The sequence below is a fragment of the Vibrio marinisediminis genome, from assembly GCF_014050145.1.
GTDB classification, from domain to species: domain Bacteria; phylum Pseudomonadota; class Gammaproteobacteria; order Enterobacterales; family Vibrionaceae; genus Vibrio; species Vibrio marinisediminis.
In genome coordinates, this window is the sequence record NZ_JACFYF010000002.1 from 486,945 (window position 1) to 501,211 (window position 14,267).

Below are 14,267 nucleotides of genomic sequence, written 5' to 3' on the forward strand. Positions count from 1 at the left end.
TCAACTAACGATAAGATTTTCTCACTCGTAGCCCGTCTTATACGTTAGTTTTTTTCATTCGTTTACCAAAGCGTAATGAACTACATTATGCGCGAAATTTTACCTCTATTGTTTTTCAACTCTGTGAACCTTTGAGTACCAACATGCAGACTATCGAGCTCGCTATTTTTCTTCAGTTCTTTCTAGGTATGGTTGCGGCGGTTAACCCGATCGGCATCATGCCTATTTTTGTTTCTTTAACCGGTCATATGACTTTAGAAGAAAAGCGCAAAACCGCATTAACTGCCCATATTGCGATTGCCAGTATTTTGATCATCTCTTTGCTCGCTGGTCAGTGGCTACTGGATATGTTCAGTATTTCTCTAGATTCATTCCGAGTGGTTGGTGGCTTATTACTGCTAAGCATCGCCTTTTCAATGATGAGCGGTAAATTAGGTGCTGATAAACAGAACAATCAAGAAAGAACCGAATCTATCAGCCGTGAACAGATTGGTGTTGTGCCGCTGGCAATGCCGCTATTGGCTGGTCCTGGTGCTATCAGCTCGACCATCGTATACGGTGCTCGCTACCCAAATCTGTTTGATACCGTTGGTATTGCTCTAACCATTATGGTTTTTTGCTTCTGCTCTTGGATGCTATACCGTTCAGCGCCATTAATCGTTCGTTTCCTTGGACAAACGGGCATCAACATCATTTCACGTATTATGGGTTTGATCTTAGGTGCGCTGGGTATTGAGTTTATTGCCAACGGTTTACGCGCCCTATTCCCGGGCTTGGCGTAATTTAGCCTCTCTCTCCTTTCTGGTATGATGTGACATATATAAAACTTGATATGACACATCATGCCTAAAACTTCTTTTAAACATCAGCTGTATGTCGTTATCTTTGGCACCCATACCGCTGCTGGTAGAGCCTTTGACATTGGGCTTATCATTGCCATTCTAACGTCTCTAGTGATCCTCGTTTTGGAGTCGATGCCATCGGTAATGACCGAGTGGAGCGCAGAGCTTCGTTACTGTGAATACGTTTTTACCGCGCTTTTCACCATAGAGTATCTGCTACGCCTGTACTGTTCACCAAAACCCAAGTCTTACGCCACCAGCTTTTATGGTGTCATTGACCTTCTTGCTATTTTGCCTACTTACTTGGCAATCTTCTTCCCTGCTGTTTCGTTTATGGGTGTGGTTCGATTACTGCGTGTAATGCGTATCTTCCGTGTGTTGAAGCTGGTTCGTTACTTACAAGATTCCAATATTTTGCTGCGTTCACTGCTAATGGCGAAACGCAAAATCTTTATCTTCTTTAATACTGTGGCTATTTTGGTGACGATTTTGGGTTCATTGATCTACGTGATTGAAGGTCCAGCTAATGGTTTTACCAGCATTCCACAAAGTATTTATTGGGCAATCGTCACTATTACCACGGTCGGATACGGTGATTTGGTACCACAAACGGCTCTAGGCAAAGGTGTGGCATCGCTCACCATGCTATTGGGCTACTCAATCTTGGCGGTACCAACAGGGATCATTACGGCGGAACTGAATAATGAAATGAAGTCACATCGGACTTTAGTGAAATGCCCTAACTGCTCAAAACCAGGGCATGAGTCAGATGCCGTACATTGCAAGCATTGCGGCAGCGAATTAGCCGAACCTGACCAACGCATTATTCCAGTTGATGACAAATAAGGAGCTCCTAGGAGCTCTTTCACTACGCTAAACCGTTATCAATTGTTAACAGCCATCAGTCCTCATATAACCAATAAGGTTGTCAGAACGAGTAGAAATCAGAGCTAAGTCATTGGTTTGTAAAGTTCGTTAATGCCGTTTGATCACTATTAGTTTTTAGTTTTGATCAGGGTTACAAGCATTTTTTCATAAATGGCTCATTGGCAAACAAAAAATACCCACTCGAGAGTGGGTATTTATAAAAAGATAACAATTGGCGTTACTGATTGTCTTTAAGTGACTGGCATTGCAAAGTCACTGGTGTGATATTGGCTTTCGCTTCTAGCCAGGCTTTTTCCTGGTCACCGGCGCAAATCGCGTCAATCATCGCTTCATGACTTAAAGCACTTTGAGTTAAATCATAATCTTGGTGAGTAATGCTAAGGTAGCTTTGGAGCTGATTCGCTATCTGGCTGTAAATTTTATCCATCCGCTTGCTGCCACTTACCTCAACGATTTTTCGGTGCAGGTTAAAGTCAGCTTGGCTAATCGCTTGCATCTCTTTTGGCGAGGAAACACAGAGCTCACAATACTCTTGATATAACGCTCGTAAGGCTTGCTTGTCGGCTTCTGAGGCTTTCTCTGCAGCCATCGCTGCCGCTTGGCTCTCTAGAGCAACACGTAAATTGTATAATTCCCAAAGATCATCTTCATCCAGAGAAAAAATATGCCAGCCCGCATAAGGTTTTTGCACCACTAGACCTTCATGAGACAAAGTGTTTAGTGCCATGCGAACTGTGCTGCGTGATAGCTCTAAATCTTTTGCTAGTGTGCTTTCAACTATTTTTTCACCCTGATCCATCTCGCCTTTGACGATTTTGTGTCTTAGGTAATCGGCCGCTTGTTCTTCTAAGCTTTGTTTATTGATTTTCATGATTACAATAGTCTTCTATTCCTACATATGCCGACACGAAGCCCTCCGCGCGACATCCCGTCCATGTTTGGCTGAAAATTCTCTATATCATATCAAACTCTGCGTAGTCACCGAACTAATTGCGTCTTAAAAGGGACGATATGCTCTAAATATGCACAAGTATTAAATGCCAACAAACGGTAAAAACAAAAAAGGCCACAGCCAGTGCTGTAGCCTTTGTCTATTTAAATCAGCCCATCTCTATTGTTTTTCAGCAAGGATAATACGTAGTGTACGACGTAGAGGCTCTGCTGCACCCCATAGCAATTGGTCACCAACAGTAAATGCATTGAGGAAGTCATCACCCATTGCCATCTTACGTAGACGACCAACAGGAATTGAGAGTGTCCCCGTCACTTTCGCTGGAGAGAGTTCCTGTGAAGTAATATCACGCTCATTCGGGATCACTTTAACCCAATCATTATGAGTCGCGATGATCTCTTCAATCTCATCCATTGGGACATTTTGCTTAAGCTTGATAGTCAATGCTTGAGAGTGGCAACGCATTGCGCCAATACGAACACATGTACCATCGATAGGAACTGGAGAGTCTTGGAAGCCAAGAATTTTGTTTGCTTCAACACCAGCCTTCCACTCTTCCTTACTTTGACCATTATCGCGCTTAACGTCGATCCATGGGATCAAAGAACCTGCTAGCGGTACGCCAAATTTATCAGTCGGGAAGGTACCACTGCGCATGGTATCGGCCACTTTCTTATCGATATCAAGAATAGAGCTTGAAGGGTTAGCAAGCTCAGAGCTTACCGCGTCATTGATCACGCCCATCTGTGAAATAAGCTCGCGCATATTTTGTGCGCCTGCGCCTGAAGCGGCTTGGTAAGTCATGGCACTCGTCCATTCAACCAAACCCTTTTCGAACAGCCCACCTAGCCCCATTAGCATTAGACTTACTGTGCAGTTACCACCAACAAATGTGTTGGTGCCGCCATGGATGCCTTGCTGAATTTGAGCTTGGTTGACAGGGTCAAGAGTAATAATAGAGTCTTGCGCCATGCGTAGCGTGGAAGCGGCATCAATCCAGTAGCCTTTCCAACCCGCTTGACGAAGCGCTGGGTATACTTTTTCTGTATAGCTGCCACCTTGGCAGGTAATAACGGCATCTAACTGTTTTAAGCTTTCAATATCAAAGGCATCTTGCAAATTACCTGCTTCTTTACCTAGAAACGGTGCCGGGATACCAATTTGAGATGTGCTGTAAAACACGGGCTCAATAAGGTCGAAATCGCCTTCTTCTACCATTCGCTGCATCAGCACGGAACCTACCATGCCACGCCACCCAACTAAACCAACTCTCATCATCAACTCTCCATGTATTCATTTTAAAAACGATTCCTTTCATCTTTCATTTTTCAAACAAAAATCTCAAGTTAAAAATCACACTTTGATCAGTTATTTTTAAATAATTGTTGTAATCGAGCCGTTTTGCGGAGGATTTTTGATTCTCAAGCGTTGAAAGCTCATATCTACCGTTACAACTTGGTTATATACCATTTGTAGCACACCAATGTTACACAACAGAGTAATCACCCTCAGCAAAATCACCACCAATTAACACATTTAACTGACCATTTACCGCGCTACAGGCAAATTAGACGAAAAGATGACAATTTCTCGAATTATTCACCTAGCTAATGTATGGTTCCTCAGCAAATAAAATGGAGTTCACACTCGAGTTCATCATCTGAGCTTTGACTTGTCTTAAATTAATGTAACAAAAAATGCATTTTCTTAGGCTTGTATGGCTGCTCTGAAGCTTACTCCAAAGTAAGCAAGGATTGATTGGTGTTGAATGTTTAGTTTCAGTTCGCGAAGAGGCACGCTATGACGCAACTTACCCCTCGACTGCCAAGCTTGACACAAGTAATTGTATCACTTGGTTTATTTCTACTGATGGCATTTTCTTTTACTGCCCAGTTAAATCTACCAATTCAGCTAGCACTTTATATCGGTTGGTTCATCATTATGACGCTGGGTCTCAGACTCGGACATAAGTATAAAGATCTAGAACAATCTGCACTTAATGGCATTTCAAACGGTCTTGGTGCAGTGCTTATCCTACTTGCAGTAGGTGCATTGGTCGGTACCTGGATTTCAGGCGGTATTGTTCCAACAATTATTTACTATGGTTTAAAAGCAATCCATCCTTCGATTTTCCTTCTCGCTACCATGGTAATCTGTTCACTCACTGCACTGGCTACAGGTACATCTTGGGGTGCGGCGGGTACCGCTGGTATTGCGATGATGGGTATCGGCCAAGGGCTTGGTGTGCCAGCGCCTATCACTGCAGGTGCCGTATTATCAGGCTGTTACTTTGGCGACAAAATGTCACCACTTTCTGATTCAGTGATCTTGGCATCGTCAATGTCTAACGTTGAAGTGGTTGAGCACATCAAAGGCATGTTACCTATTGCCTTAATTAGCTATGTGATCACCGGTATCCTCTTTACCCTGTTCGGATTCCACTACGCGGGTAACGTTGATATGTCACAAGTGCAAAACGTTATCGCTGCCATGGATAAACAATTTTACATTACCCCTTTCTCGTTCATACCTGTCGTTGTTGTACTTGTTTTACTTGCGATGCGCATGCCTTCATTCCCAGTAATTAGCTTTGGCTCACTACTGGGTATTGTGTGGGCGGTATTGATTCAAGATGTTGACTTCCTAACTGCGTTTAACACTGCGTGGGCACCTTATGCGATTTCATCTGGTGTTGATTTTATCGATTCGATTCTAAACCGCGGTGGCATGTCATCCATGCTTGGTTCAGTAGCGGTAATTGTGTTTGGTTTAGGTTTTGGTGGTCTACTGGATAAAGTAGGCGTACTTGAGACGGTTGCGAAACTGTTTGAACGCCGCGTTAATAATGCCGGTTCACTCGCGACATCGACCATTGCTACTGCCTTTATGGGTAACATCTTTGGTTCGGCGATGTATGTTTCGCTAATCCTTACACCGAAGATTTGTGCCAAAAACTATGACCGCTTAGGTTTTAAACGTAAAAACCTATCTCGTAACGCAGAATTTGGTGGCACATTAACATCAGGCATGGTGCCATGGAGTGATAACGGCATTTATATGGCGAGTATCTTAGGTGTTGCTACGCTCTCTTACGCGCCATTTATGTGGCTAAGCTTTGTCTGTATCCTAGTCACCATCATTAGCTCATACATGGGTTGGTTCGTTGACCGTTGTGAGCCGATTGCCGAAGCCGCAGAGCAAAACAGTACTACTGAGTTAGATAAGCAAACGGCTTAATCTATCTTCCAATAAAAAAGAGCGCATTGGCGCTCTTTTTTGTTTTACTTGTTTCGATACGTTCTTCTTTAACTCTTTTTCGTTAGCTCTCTTCATTGCAACTGTGTTGCTCTATAAACAGCTCTGCTTCTTCGATAGCCTTATTCAAACAGCGATCTAACTCTGGTAAAAGAGCCGCAACTTGAGTGATGTCTTGCACAATAGCAATCTCAAGTTTCGACGCGCTGTCACGCAACTGATCTGCGCCTAGGTTCCCCCCCACCCCTTTTAAGCTATGGGCTTTGCGTATCGCCTCATCTGGGGAATCATTCAACAGTTGTGTTATCTGAGCTACGTCATCTTTATGGTCTGCCACGAACACTTCAAGCAACATACATAGGGATTCTTTATCATCACCGAGAGACTCTAGCATTGCTTCAAAATTGACTTGTTGTTCAACACTTACCTCAGCACTTGCTGCCTCAGTCTCTTCCTCTACGCTTCGTAGCGAACTCAATTCGTCTGTAGGCTCCACAGTTTTTGGCTGTTCGTCATGAGGGGAAAGCGCCTTTGACGCACTCAATTTTGATGTATTCAACTCTGACAAATTCAACTTCGACACTCTAATCATGGCTCTTTGGTAAAATGACATAATAAAAGTCATCAAAATCCCACTAATCACCAAGCTAAAAATGAGTAGTTTCTCTAAAGCGTGATGAAACTGCGCTTCCACCTTCCTAATCTCATCATGGATAGAGTGACCAATCAGTTGTTCAACCAGATAAGTGCCTTGGGCAAAACTGCCCATCACACTCGATGTCTCAGCCAGCGATTGTTGTAAGTGCTGCTTTTCTTGTTCGTTTATAAGAAGTGATTGGGTATAGAGTTTATCAAGTTCTCGATAAGCCATTGAGCTTGAAGATTGGGATGAGAAAAGCGCTTCAAATACGTAAGCACTCAATTGATAGTAGTAAACCGCCATTTCTGACCGTTCATCATATTGCTGGCGTTTATCTTGGATGCTGATGATTAAATCTTTTATCGCCAGTTCGGTCGACATAAAAGCGCGACTTTGTTCGATAAATCGATCCGTCGTGAAGAGTAATTGCTGGATGTCAGGTTGCAGCCAAGAAAAAGGGGGAGATTGTTCCAACTGAGCTCTAAGTGTGGTGATACCTTCTAATTGCTTAGTTTGCTGATCAGAAAGATAAGTCCGATACGGCATATCAAAGTAAAGTCGGCTGCGGAATTCTTCAATGCAATCCCCTAGCAACTCGACTTGTTGCACTCGACGCTCTATCTGATGATAGTTGAAGATCATCACCGACATGCCAACCAGCCAAAGCATGATCAGCCACCATCCGAGCTTTAATTGACGCTTATCCATACACTGCATTCACTTTTATCTTCCTGTAGAACAAGCATATACATAAAAGTGTTGATAGGTAAGACCGAGTTAGGAATTTGTCGTGAAGCTCTTGTTATACAAAAAAGCCCCGCATATTTGCGAGGCTTTCAGTATGATAATTCTAACGATTACGTGTTAGTTGGTCGCGCAAATTAGGCGGCGTACCTTTAATTGTTAGCGTATCGGTTTCTGGATCATAGAAAACACGTTCACCGAGTAACAGGCTATCAAAGTTGATATTCAAACCACCACCAGCACCAACATACTTAGTTAGCTTTCTAACTGTACTGCGATCTGCTGGGAAGCTCTCTTCTAATTCATAACCGTGATCTTGCGTATAATCGAGGAAGCTTGAACCATCTTGTGCTGGTGGTAATTCACCCGACAACTCTTTGATGTAGACTTCGTCACCCGACTTCAACTGATCGTTACAGTAGTCATAAACCTGTTTTTTGTAGCTGTTTGCATCAGACTTATCTAATTTTGAATCCGCACAAAAATCTTCAACAGCTTGCATTAACACTTGGTTTTGCTGCTTCGTGTCTAAACCAATTTCTGCTTGTAGGAAATCAAGGAAGAAGTCAGCCACTTTACGACCCACACGTCCTTTAATGTAAGTGAGGTATCGATTTGAATCTTTATCTGTCTCGTAGCTTGAAAGATCGATACGCGCTGCGATATCCATCTTGCTTAAATCTAAGTACTCAGTAGCACTAATATCAAGACCTTCAGTTACTTTAAGGCTTTGATTTGAAGGAATAATGCCAACAAACAAATAGTCTGTCGCTAAAGACTGATATTCAGCAAAAACTAAAATACCTTCATCAGCGAATGGGTATTTAGACAACTCATCTTTTAAGCGATTAGCGCTTACTTGAGAGAAATCATAAAAATCGCGGTTGTTTTGACGAAGTTCTTGCAACCAGACCTGAAATTCACTGTCAGACTTAAATGAGCCAAAGCCCTTGCCCGCTTTAGAATTAAAAACTCGATGTAACTCAGCAACCAGATTTTCAGACGAGTTATCATTCTCTAGCGCTTCAGCACGGAAGTTAACCACCAACTCATCAGAATCGTTTTTTTGCAATTGATGTAAAATTACGTTTGAAAGGTGTAGGCTCATGTTAAATTTATCGTCGTTCTAGGATTCAGTTGCTCGGCATTGTAGGTTATCATAAGCCGCTTTACTATCATCATTCGAGTATTCAATGCCGATTACATCTAAATACAGCGACGAAAAATACGAAAACATTCTGACAGAAGTTGCTGCTGTGCTAGAAAAGCATGGCGCGGGTCCTGACTTGTCACTAATGATCGCTGGCAACCTTGCAACTAACGTGATTAACGAGAGCGTAGCTATCGCTCAACGTAAAGCTATTGCAGAAAAATTTGCTCAAGCACTGTTGTCTTCAATCGACGACAAAGCACACTAATCTAAACACCGGAAAATAGAACTTTACATGGTAGATAACGGAAATACATACGCTGAGCGGGTTTCGCGTTTAGTCGGTTGGGGGCACTGGTTTGCCTTTTTCAACATTATCGCAGCCATGCTTATCGGGACTCGATATATCACTCAGTCGCCTTGGCCTGACACATTGCTTGGTCAAGTGTACTTGGCGGCGTCTTGGGTTGGACATTTCGGCTTCTTGGTATTCGCGGTTTATCTGCTGGTTCTATTCCCGTTAACGTTTGTTATACCGTCACGTAAGCTATTCCGCTTACTGACGGTATGTTTGACGACTGTCGGTTTAACGGTATTGTTGATTGATACGCAAGCTTATCAATCGATCAACCTCCACCTAAACCCTGTGGTTTGGGAAGTTCTATTCTCCGACAGCAGTGAGAACGTCAGTGGTGCAAGTGCCGATTTGCAGCATCTGTTTGTCGTGCTGCCTTTGATCTTCCTCGTTGAACTTGCTCTATCAGAATGGGTGTGGCGTAAACAACGTAAACTCTCACATAAACATGTAGGACGCCCAATCGCTGGTGTGTTCTTCCTATGTTTTATTTCAAGCCATCTGATTTACGTTTGGGCAGATGCCTACTTCTATAATCCGATCACCTCTCAACAATCTAATTTCCCGTTGTCTTACCCAATGACGGCAAAATCGTTTATGGAAAAACATGGTCTACTTGACCGTGAAGAGTACCTAAAACGCCAACAAGAGAACTTAGGTGAAGCGGAACTTGTACGCTACCCGTTAGAAAAACTCGAATTTAGCCGCCGCGCAAATCCACTCAACGTATTGGTTGTCAGTGTGAACAATTTGCGTGCCGATGCATTGAACGCCATAAACATGCCAAATACTTTCCAATACTCTTTGGATAATTTGAGCTTCAACAATCACTTCAGCTCAAGTAATGACAGTAACGGCGTGTTTGGTTTGCTTTATGGTTTGCCAACAAGTTACGCAAGTAGCATTAAAGCTCAGCAATCTTTACCTGTGGTATTAGAAACGTTAGAAAATAAAGATTATCAAGTTGGTCTATTTAGTGGCGATAACTTTAGCGACCCTATCTATAAAGAGATCGTCTTTAATGGGCTGCCTGTTATTCCAATCACACCGGATGCGACAACCACGGGTGACAACGCGGCAATTGACGCTTGGGCAACTTGGGTGCAAGAACAAGGCAAGCAACCTTGGTTTAGCTTTATTGAGCTAACCACATTAGATGATTTCAATGACTACAGTTCAAACTCAGGCAATGCTGAAAATGATTTAATTAGCAATTATCAGCAATCTATCAAAAGTGCCGACAATGAATTGGCTCATCTTTATCAGCAAATCCAAACCTTGGATCTGTCTGAGTCAACGGTGATTATCATTACCTCAAATCACGGTACCGAATTTAATGAAACCAAGACCAATACTTGGGGTTCAAGCACAAACTACAGCCGTTTCCAACTTGAAGTTCCAATGATCATCCACTGGCCAGGTAAAGTCGCTGGTCAGTATAACCACCGTACCAGTCACCTAGATCTTTCAGTGACTCTGCTTCAAGATCTATTAGGTGTCTCTTCAAACCCTTCTGATTACAGCAGTGGTCGTAACTTGTTTGATGAACGTGCACGTAAGTGGATTCTTGCTGGTGACTACCACGAGCTCGCACTTATCACCAATCGTAACACCACGGTGATCGATAAGTTTGGTAATTACAAGCTGTACGACAGTGAATACAAACGCCTGCGAGATGAGAATCCGGCGCTTCCTGTCATTATGCAGGGGTTAACAGAATTACAACGCTTCTACACAAAAAGCCAATAAATCATAACCTTATGTTTGACCTGTCCGATTTAAGAGGTTAAATTAACTTCATCGGACTGTAGCGCAGCTTGGTAGCGCACCGTCATGGGGTGTCGGGGGTCGGAGGTTCAAATCCTCTCAGTCCGACCATACACCTAGAAAGAGAGCTTCGGCTCTCTTTTGTCGTTTCTAGCTTAGTGTTTTTGTGCAATGTTTCCCTAAAAATCAGGGTGATAGGTTAATCCTTAAGCCAACAAAAAGAAAAACAACCAAAACCGCTCACAAATGAAGCAAACAGTATAAATAGGGGTTTACAAGGTTAGCAGACCCCTATATTATTCGCGTCAACAACGGAGAGATGGCTGAGTGGTTTAAAGCACCGGTCTTGAAAACCGGCGTGGGTTAATAGCCCACCTAGGGTTCAAATCCCTATCTCTCCGCCACATTCGGAAAGCCCGCTAAGAAATTAGCGGGCTTTCGTCATTTTAGGGTACAAACTAAAACTCAATCCTAATTTTTTAGCCCCCCACCCCGTCATCTGATTTAATTCAAGCCCAAAGTGTTGTAAGTGGTATTCATGCTTTTGTTTTGATTCGCTAATAAAGCCTATCTCAACGAAAATGCAATCAACCCAGAATCTGCTCAAAATCCATCGCAAATTACATAGCCTCTTACGTGTGTTGAAATTATTGTCTGAGTACTCATATTGGGACGAAACTTATATCAAGATTATTGTTGAGCAAGACCTACTCTGGATAAACAATAATTCCGGTCTATATCTTATGGAAGAGTATGAATACGACTTCATTGTTGGTGTCATAGCACTGGGGATGGAGCGCTAAAACACGTTGCCAGAATATGCAGTAAGCAAGTTGAAGAGATCGGTGCTATCGGTTGAATAGGCGGAGTTACCGCCTTCGGGTATGACTTAAGAATGGCAGGACACTATAGCCTAGAGGTTTGCACCACGTCGATTTAGATAATTCGATTCGTAGTACATTTTATTCGAAAGACGTTTCTTTTAAGTGAGTTTTAGCCGATTGGAGAGCGCGAGCGCCATAGAGTGTTGCAGTAGAATATTGTTTATATGCCATTGGTAAAGTTCTTTCCTGCTAGATAAATCGTGGAGCTATTCAGCTAGCAGGAAAGAAACTGTCAGTGCAGGACTGACAGTAAATCGATACAAGTTATACCGCAGGTTGTGGAGCAACAGGTTTTTTCATGAATCTGTCACCCGCAGTGTAGATACATAGTGCGATAACTACGGTCACAACACCGGCAAGCTTTTGCATTGTCATCACTTCACCTAATAGGAAGTAAGCCACGATCATCGCAAATAGCGGTAAAACGTTTAGTGCCATGGTAGTGATAACTGCATCTTGAGTTTTCAGTGTTGCCACTTCCCATACCGCGTAGGCGATACCAGAGCACAACATACCTAACGACAAGATGGTCGCAATGTGTTTGCCATTTTCAACCAGAACGACTGCTGAGCCAAAATCAGCGCCAGTCACTAGACCAACCACTAGAAGCGCAACTGTTGCCGCGGCGAATTGGTAAAAACAACTAGAGAACGTGTCGTAGCGAGAGTTTAGATCAGAACCAAATTTACCTAAAATGTAGTTGTAAGTGACAAAACCAAGTACACCACAAAGTGCGAACAAGTGACCCAGGTTTAGACCTTGGATCTTGTTCGATGGGTCGTAAGCAATAACTGCAGCGCCCACTAGAGACAGTACCACTGCAAATACTTTTGGCGCAGAAGGCTTGATTTTGTCGATAACAAATACAGCAAGCATGGTTAGGAATGGAGCCATACCATTGATTACACCAATCTCACCTGAAGAGGTGAATTCATATGCAAGGATCGTAAAGTAGAAGAATACTGCTTGTGCTGCGATACCCGCTGTCATTAGCAATACTGCATCTTTCTTACTTTGAATTTTCTTAAGCGTGTGTTTTTTAGAGAAAGCAAACAGAACAACGAAGCCTAGTGTCGCAATCGCATAACGAGCGATTGCAAGTACCACAGGGTCTAGTTTACCCGCAAGAACACCACCCAATGGGAAAGAAGCCCCCCATAAAGCAGCACAAATAAGAGCAAGGCTTAAACCCAGTGATTTATTCGGAGCAGTTTTACTCATTTTCTTCATCTCAAATCAAGGAGTTGAGGCAACTCCTTTTGGAAATAACAACGTAGATTATTGTGGACAAATACCGATAACGTGTTCTAAACGTTGGTCTTTTTGATATAGTGACGCATAAGCAAAACCAATACCTTCAAGGTTAGTCTCTGCGCCATTTGCAACATCAAACACACGCTCAACGATCTTGTTCGATACATTGTCGATAGTGTCTGTTGCATCCATGATTCCACAAGCGTTGATATCCATATCAGCAGTGATCAGAGAGCTGTTGCCAGACACTCGGATAACCGGAACGATTGAGTTATTAAAGCCTGCAGCGCCTGCAGTCCAAAGAATTAGCTGACAACCCAGTGAACCAAAGTGCATTGCTGCGCCACCACATAACATGGTAGTTTCGGTTAGGTAGAAACCTGGGGTTGTTGGTTTTTCACGGTGAATGTGGTTGATGCGTAAGCAGTCTTGAATTGGACGAGTACCCGTCTTGTGCATTGCACCTTGTGATTTCTCATCAATCGTTGTTAGACCACCAACACTGTTACCAATAGACATGGTTTCAGTGGCTTCAATTACGTGCCAGCGTTTCAAATCTTCTGCGATAAGACGTTCAATTTTGTCGCCTACTTCAGGGGTAACTGAACGCTCTTTTAGGATTTCTTCACAGCCTAGTAGCTCTAGTAGCTCACCTGCCATTGTCGTTGCACCCATATCGACAAGTTTGTCAGACGCAGCACCAACAGATGGGTTAGAAGCAAGACCACTTGACGTATCAGAACCGCCACACTTAATACCAATGCGTAACGCAGATACTGGTGCATCAACACGCTCTACGCTATCAGCATATGCTTTTAGTTCTTTAGCCAGTGCGATACCATCTTTGATGGTTTCAACCGTACCTTTGTTTTTAATAACGGTTAGTGCATGAACTGGCAAACCTTCTTTACGCACTGGTTCAGCAACCATTTGTGGGTCAATGGAGCCACAACCCATTGCAATGACTAGTACGCCAGCAATGTTCGGGTTCGTTGCCGTGTGGATGATAGTGTCGATCATCTCTTCATTACCACCATACATACAGGTGTAATGGTTAGTCACAACAACTGAACCTTCAATTTCTTTACTGATGTTGCGTGCAATGCCTTCACAACACTCATCAATGGCAATAATTATCACACTATTGCGAATACCAAATGTGCCGTTTGGGCGAGGGAAACCCTTAAATGTCGCGGTCATTATTGTTCAATCCCCATTTGTTTAATGATTTCTTCGATGATTGCTTCTGGAATGTCTAGGCGTTCGCTGCGAACGTTTTGGACATGAACAAGTTGACCCAATGGTATTTCAACAATTGACTTACCGATTGAGTGACCGCATTTCAAAATATGCTCACCGTTGGCAATGTCGCCAAGTGCGATCTTGTTGCCGAAAGTGATTTTTTGCAGCGCGTTAACTTCTGCGATCACTTCGTTATCCGCAGAAATAATTTCAACTAGTTCGTTTTTTTCTACGTCACCCAGTAGCGTTGCTACATTGTCCGTAGGAGAAAGTTTTATTGCTTTCATTTTGATA

At 43.0% G+C, this 14,267-nt stretch carries 13 protein-coding genes and 2 tRNA genes; 8 read left to right on the forward strand and 7 right to left on the reverse strand.

Annotation, left to right across the window (positions count from 1 at the left end; translation table 11 throughout):
• Window positions 1–143 precede the first annotated feature (143 nt).
• Together H2O73_RS06355 and H2O73_RS06360 are read left to right on the forward strand one after the other, a co-directional pair.
• A complete protein-coding gene (locus H2O73_RS06355) occupies window positions 144–782 on the forward strand; it encodes a YchE family NAAT transporter (RefSeq protein WP_182107717.1) in 639 nt (212 codons plus the stop codon).
• Between the two features lie 60 nt (window positions 783–842).
• Window positions 843–1,688, forward strand: a complete 846-nt coding sequence (locus H2O73_RS06360; protein WP_182107719.1) for an ion transporter — start codon at window positions 843–845, stop codon at window positions 1,686–1,688.
• A 259-nt stretch (window positions 1,689–1,947) separates the two neighbouring features.
• Here H2O73_RS06360 and H2O73_RS06365 read toward each other — a convergent pair whose 3' ends face one another.
• Both H2O73_RS06365 and asd read right to left on the reverse strand, forming a co-directional pair.
• The gene (locus H2O73_RS06365) at window positions 1,948–2,601 is read right to left on the reverse strand and encodes a GntR family transcriptional regulator (protein ID WP_182107721.1); all 654 of its coding nucleotides are present in this window, start codon (window positions 2,599–2,601) and stop codon (window positions 1,948–1,950) included.
• Between the two features lie 240 nt (window positions 2,602–2,841).
• The gene (asd, locus tag H2O73_RS06370; protein ID WP_182107893.1) at window positions 2,842–3,957 is read right to left on the reverse strand and encodes an aspartate-semialdehyde dehydrogenase; all 1,116 of its coding nucleotides are present in this window, start codon (window positions 3,955–3,957) and stop codon (window positions 2,842–2,844) included.
• Window positions 3,958–4,482: 525 nt separating this feature from the next.
• On the opposite strand from asd, the gene nhaC reads away from it, so the two are divergent.
• Window positions 4,483–5,919: a Na+/H+ antiporter NhaC gene (gene nhaC, locus H2O73_RS06375; RefSeq protein ID WP_182107722.1), complete on the forward strand. Its 1,437-nt coding sequence runs from the start codon at window positions 4,483–4,485 to the stop codon at window positions 5,917–5,919.
• A gap of 82 nt (window positions 5,920–6,001) precedes the next feature.
• Here nhaC and H2O73_RS06380 read toward each other — a convergent pair whose 3' ends face one another.
• Together H2O73_RS06380 and yejK are read right to left on the reverse strand one after the other, a co-directional pair.
• Entirely contained in the window at window positions 6,002–7,285 is a 1,284-nt protein-coding gene (locus tag H2O73_RS06380; protein ID WP_182107724.1) for an Hpt domain-containing protein, read from the reverse strand.
• A gap of 142 nt (window positions 7,286–7,427) precedes the next feature.
• Window positions 7,428–8,429, reverse strand: a complete 1,002-nt coding sequence (gene yejK / locus H2O73_RS06385) for a nucleoid-associated protein YejK (RefSeq protein ID WP_182107725.1) — start codon at window positions 8,427–8,429, stop codon at window positions 7,428–7,430.
• A gap of 85 nt (window positions 8,430–8,514) precedes the next feature.
• Here yejK and H2O73_RS06390 point away from each other — a divergent pair, with 85 nt between their 5' ends.
• The 5 genes from H2O73_RS06390 (at window position 8,515) to H2O73_RS06410 (ending at window position 11,396) form a co-directional block, all read left to right on the forward strand.
• Window positions 8,515–8,739, forward strand: a complete 225-nt coding sequence (locus H2O73_RS06390; RefSeq protein ID WP_182107727.1) for a YejL family protein — start codon at window positions 8,515–8,517, stop codon at window positions 8,737–8,739.
• A 27-nt stretch (window positions 8,740–8,766) separates the two neighbouring features.
• The gene (locus H2O73_RS06395; protein WP_182107728.1) at window positions 8,767–10,575 is read left to right on the forward strand and encodes a DUF3413 domain-containing protein; all 1,809 of its coding nucleotides are present in this window, start codon (window positions 8,767–8,769) and stop codon (window positions 10,573–10,575) included.
• Window positions 10,576–10,627: 52 nt separating this feature from the next.
• A tRNA-Pro gene (locus tag H2O73_RS06400) sits at window positions 10,628–10,704 on the forward strand.
• Window positions 10,705–10,906: 202 nt separating this feature from the next.
• Window positions 10,907–10,997: transfer RNA gene (locus tag H2O73_RS06405), tRNA-Ser, on the forward strand.
• A 246-nt stretch (window positions 10,998–11,243) separates the two neighbouring features.
• Window positions 11,244–11,396, forward strand: a complete 153-nt coding sequence (locus H2O73_RS06410; protein WP_182107730.1) for a hypothetical protein — start codon at window positions 11,244–11,246, stop codon at window positions 11,394–11,396.
• A 345-nt stretch (window positions 11,397–11,741) separates the two neighbouring features.
• On the opposite strand, the gene H2O73_RS06415 is transcribed toward H2O73_RS06410, so the two are convergent.
• From H2O73_RS06415 to H2O73_RS06425, 3 genes are read right to left on the reverse strand one after another with little or no spacing between them, the layout of a single operon-like run.
• Window positions 11,742–12,698: a DMT family transporter gene (locus tag H2O73_RS06415; RefSeq protein WP_182107731.1), complete on the reverse strand. Its 957-nt coding sequence runs from the start codon at window positions 12,696–12,698 to the stop codon at window positions 11,742–11,744.
• A 57-nt stretch (window positions 12,699–12,755) separates the two neighbouring features.
• Window positions 12,756–13,931, reverse strand: coding sequence for a UxaA family hydrolase (locus tag H2O73_RS06420; RefSeq protein ID WP_182107733.1), 1,176 nt, complete (start codon window positions 13,929–13,931; stop codon window positions 12,756–12,758).
• Window positions 13,931–14,260 (reverse strand): UxaA family hydrolase, encoded by a 330-nt coding sequence (locus H2O73_RS06425; RefSeq protein ID WP_182107734.1) that lies wholly within the window; start codon window positions 14,258–14,260, stop codon window positions 13,931–13,933. The genes H2O73_RS06420 and H2O73_RS06425 overlap by 1 nt, the downstream gene beginning before the upstream one ends.
• Window positions 14,261–14,267: the final 7 nt, after the last annotated feature.

What these genes read in the sequence shown, in the direction of transcription:
- H2O73_RS06355 (WP_182107717.1), top strand. Translation starts at nt 144, where the DNA reads ATGCAGACTATCGAGCTCGCTATTTTTCTTCAGTTCTTTCTAGGTATG.
- H2O73_RS06360 (WP_182107719.1), top strand. Translation starts at nt 843, where the DNA reads ATGCCTAAAACTTCTTTTAAACATCAGCTGTATGTCGTTATCTTTGGC.
- H2O73_RS06365 (WP_182107721.1), bottom strand. Translation starts at nt 2,601, where the DNA reads ATGAAAATCAATAAACAAAGCTTAGAAGAACAAGCGGCCGATTACCTA.
- asd (WP_182107893.1), bottom strand. Translation starts at nt 3,957, where the DNA reads ATGAGAGTTGGTTTAGTTGGGTGGCGTGGCATGGTAGGTTCCGTGCTG.
- nhaC (WP_182107722.1), top strand. Translation starts at nt 4,483, where the DNA reads ATGACGCAACTTACCCCTCGACTGCCAAGCTTGACACAAGTAATTGTA.
- H2O73_RS06380 (WP_182107724.1), bottom strand. Translation starts at nt 7,285, where the DNA reads ATGGATAAGCGTCAATTAAAGCTCGGATGGTGGCTGATCATGCTTTGG.
- yejK (WP_182107725.1), bottom strand. Translation starts at nt 8,429, where the DNA reads ATGAGCCTACACCTTTCAAACGTAATTTTACATCAATTGCAAAAAAAC.
- H2O73_RS06390 (WP_182107727.1), top strand. Translation starts at nt 8,515, where the DNA reads ATGCCGATTACATCTAAATACAGCGACGAAAAATACGAAAACATTCTG.
- H2O73_RS06395 (WP_182107728.1), top strand. Translation starts at nt 8,767, where the DNA reads ATGGTAGATAACGGAAATACATACGCTGAGCGGGTTTCGCGTTTAGTC.
- H2O73_RS06415 (WP_182107731.1), bottom strand. Translation starts at nt 12,698, where the DNA reads ATGAGTAAAACTGCTCCGAATAAATCACTGGGTTTAAGCCTTGCTCTT.
- H2O73_RS06420 (WP_182107733.1), bottom strand. Translation starts at nt 13,931, where the DNA reads ATGACCGCGACATTTAAGGGTTTCCCTCGCCCAAACGGCACATTTGGT.
- H2O73_RS06425 (WP_182107734.1), bottom strand. Translation starts at nt 14,260, where the DNA reads ATGAAAGCAATAAAACTTTCTCCTACGGACAATGTAGCAACGCTACTG.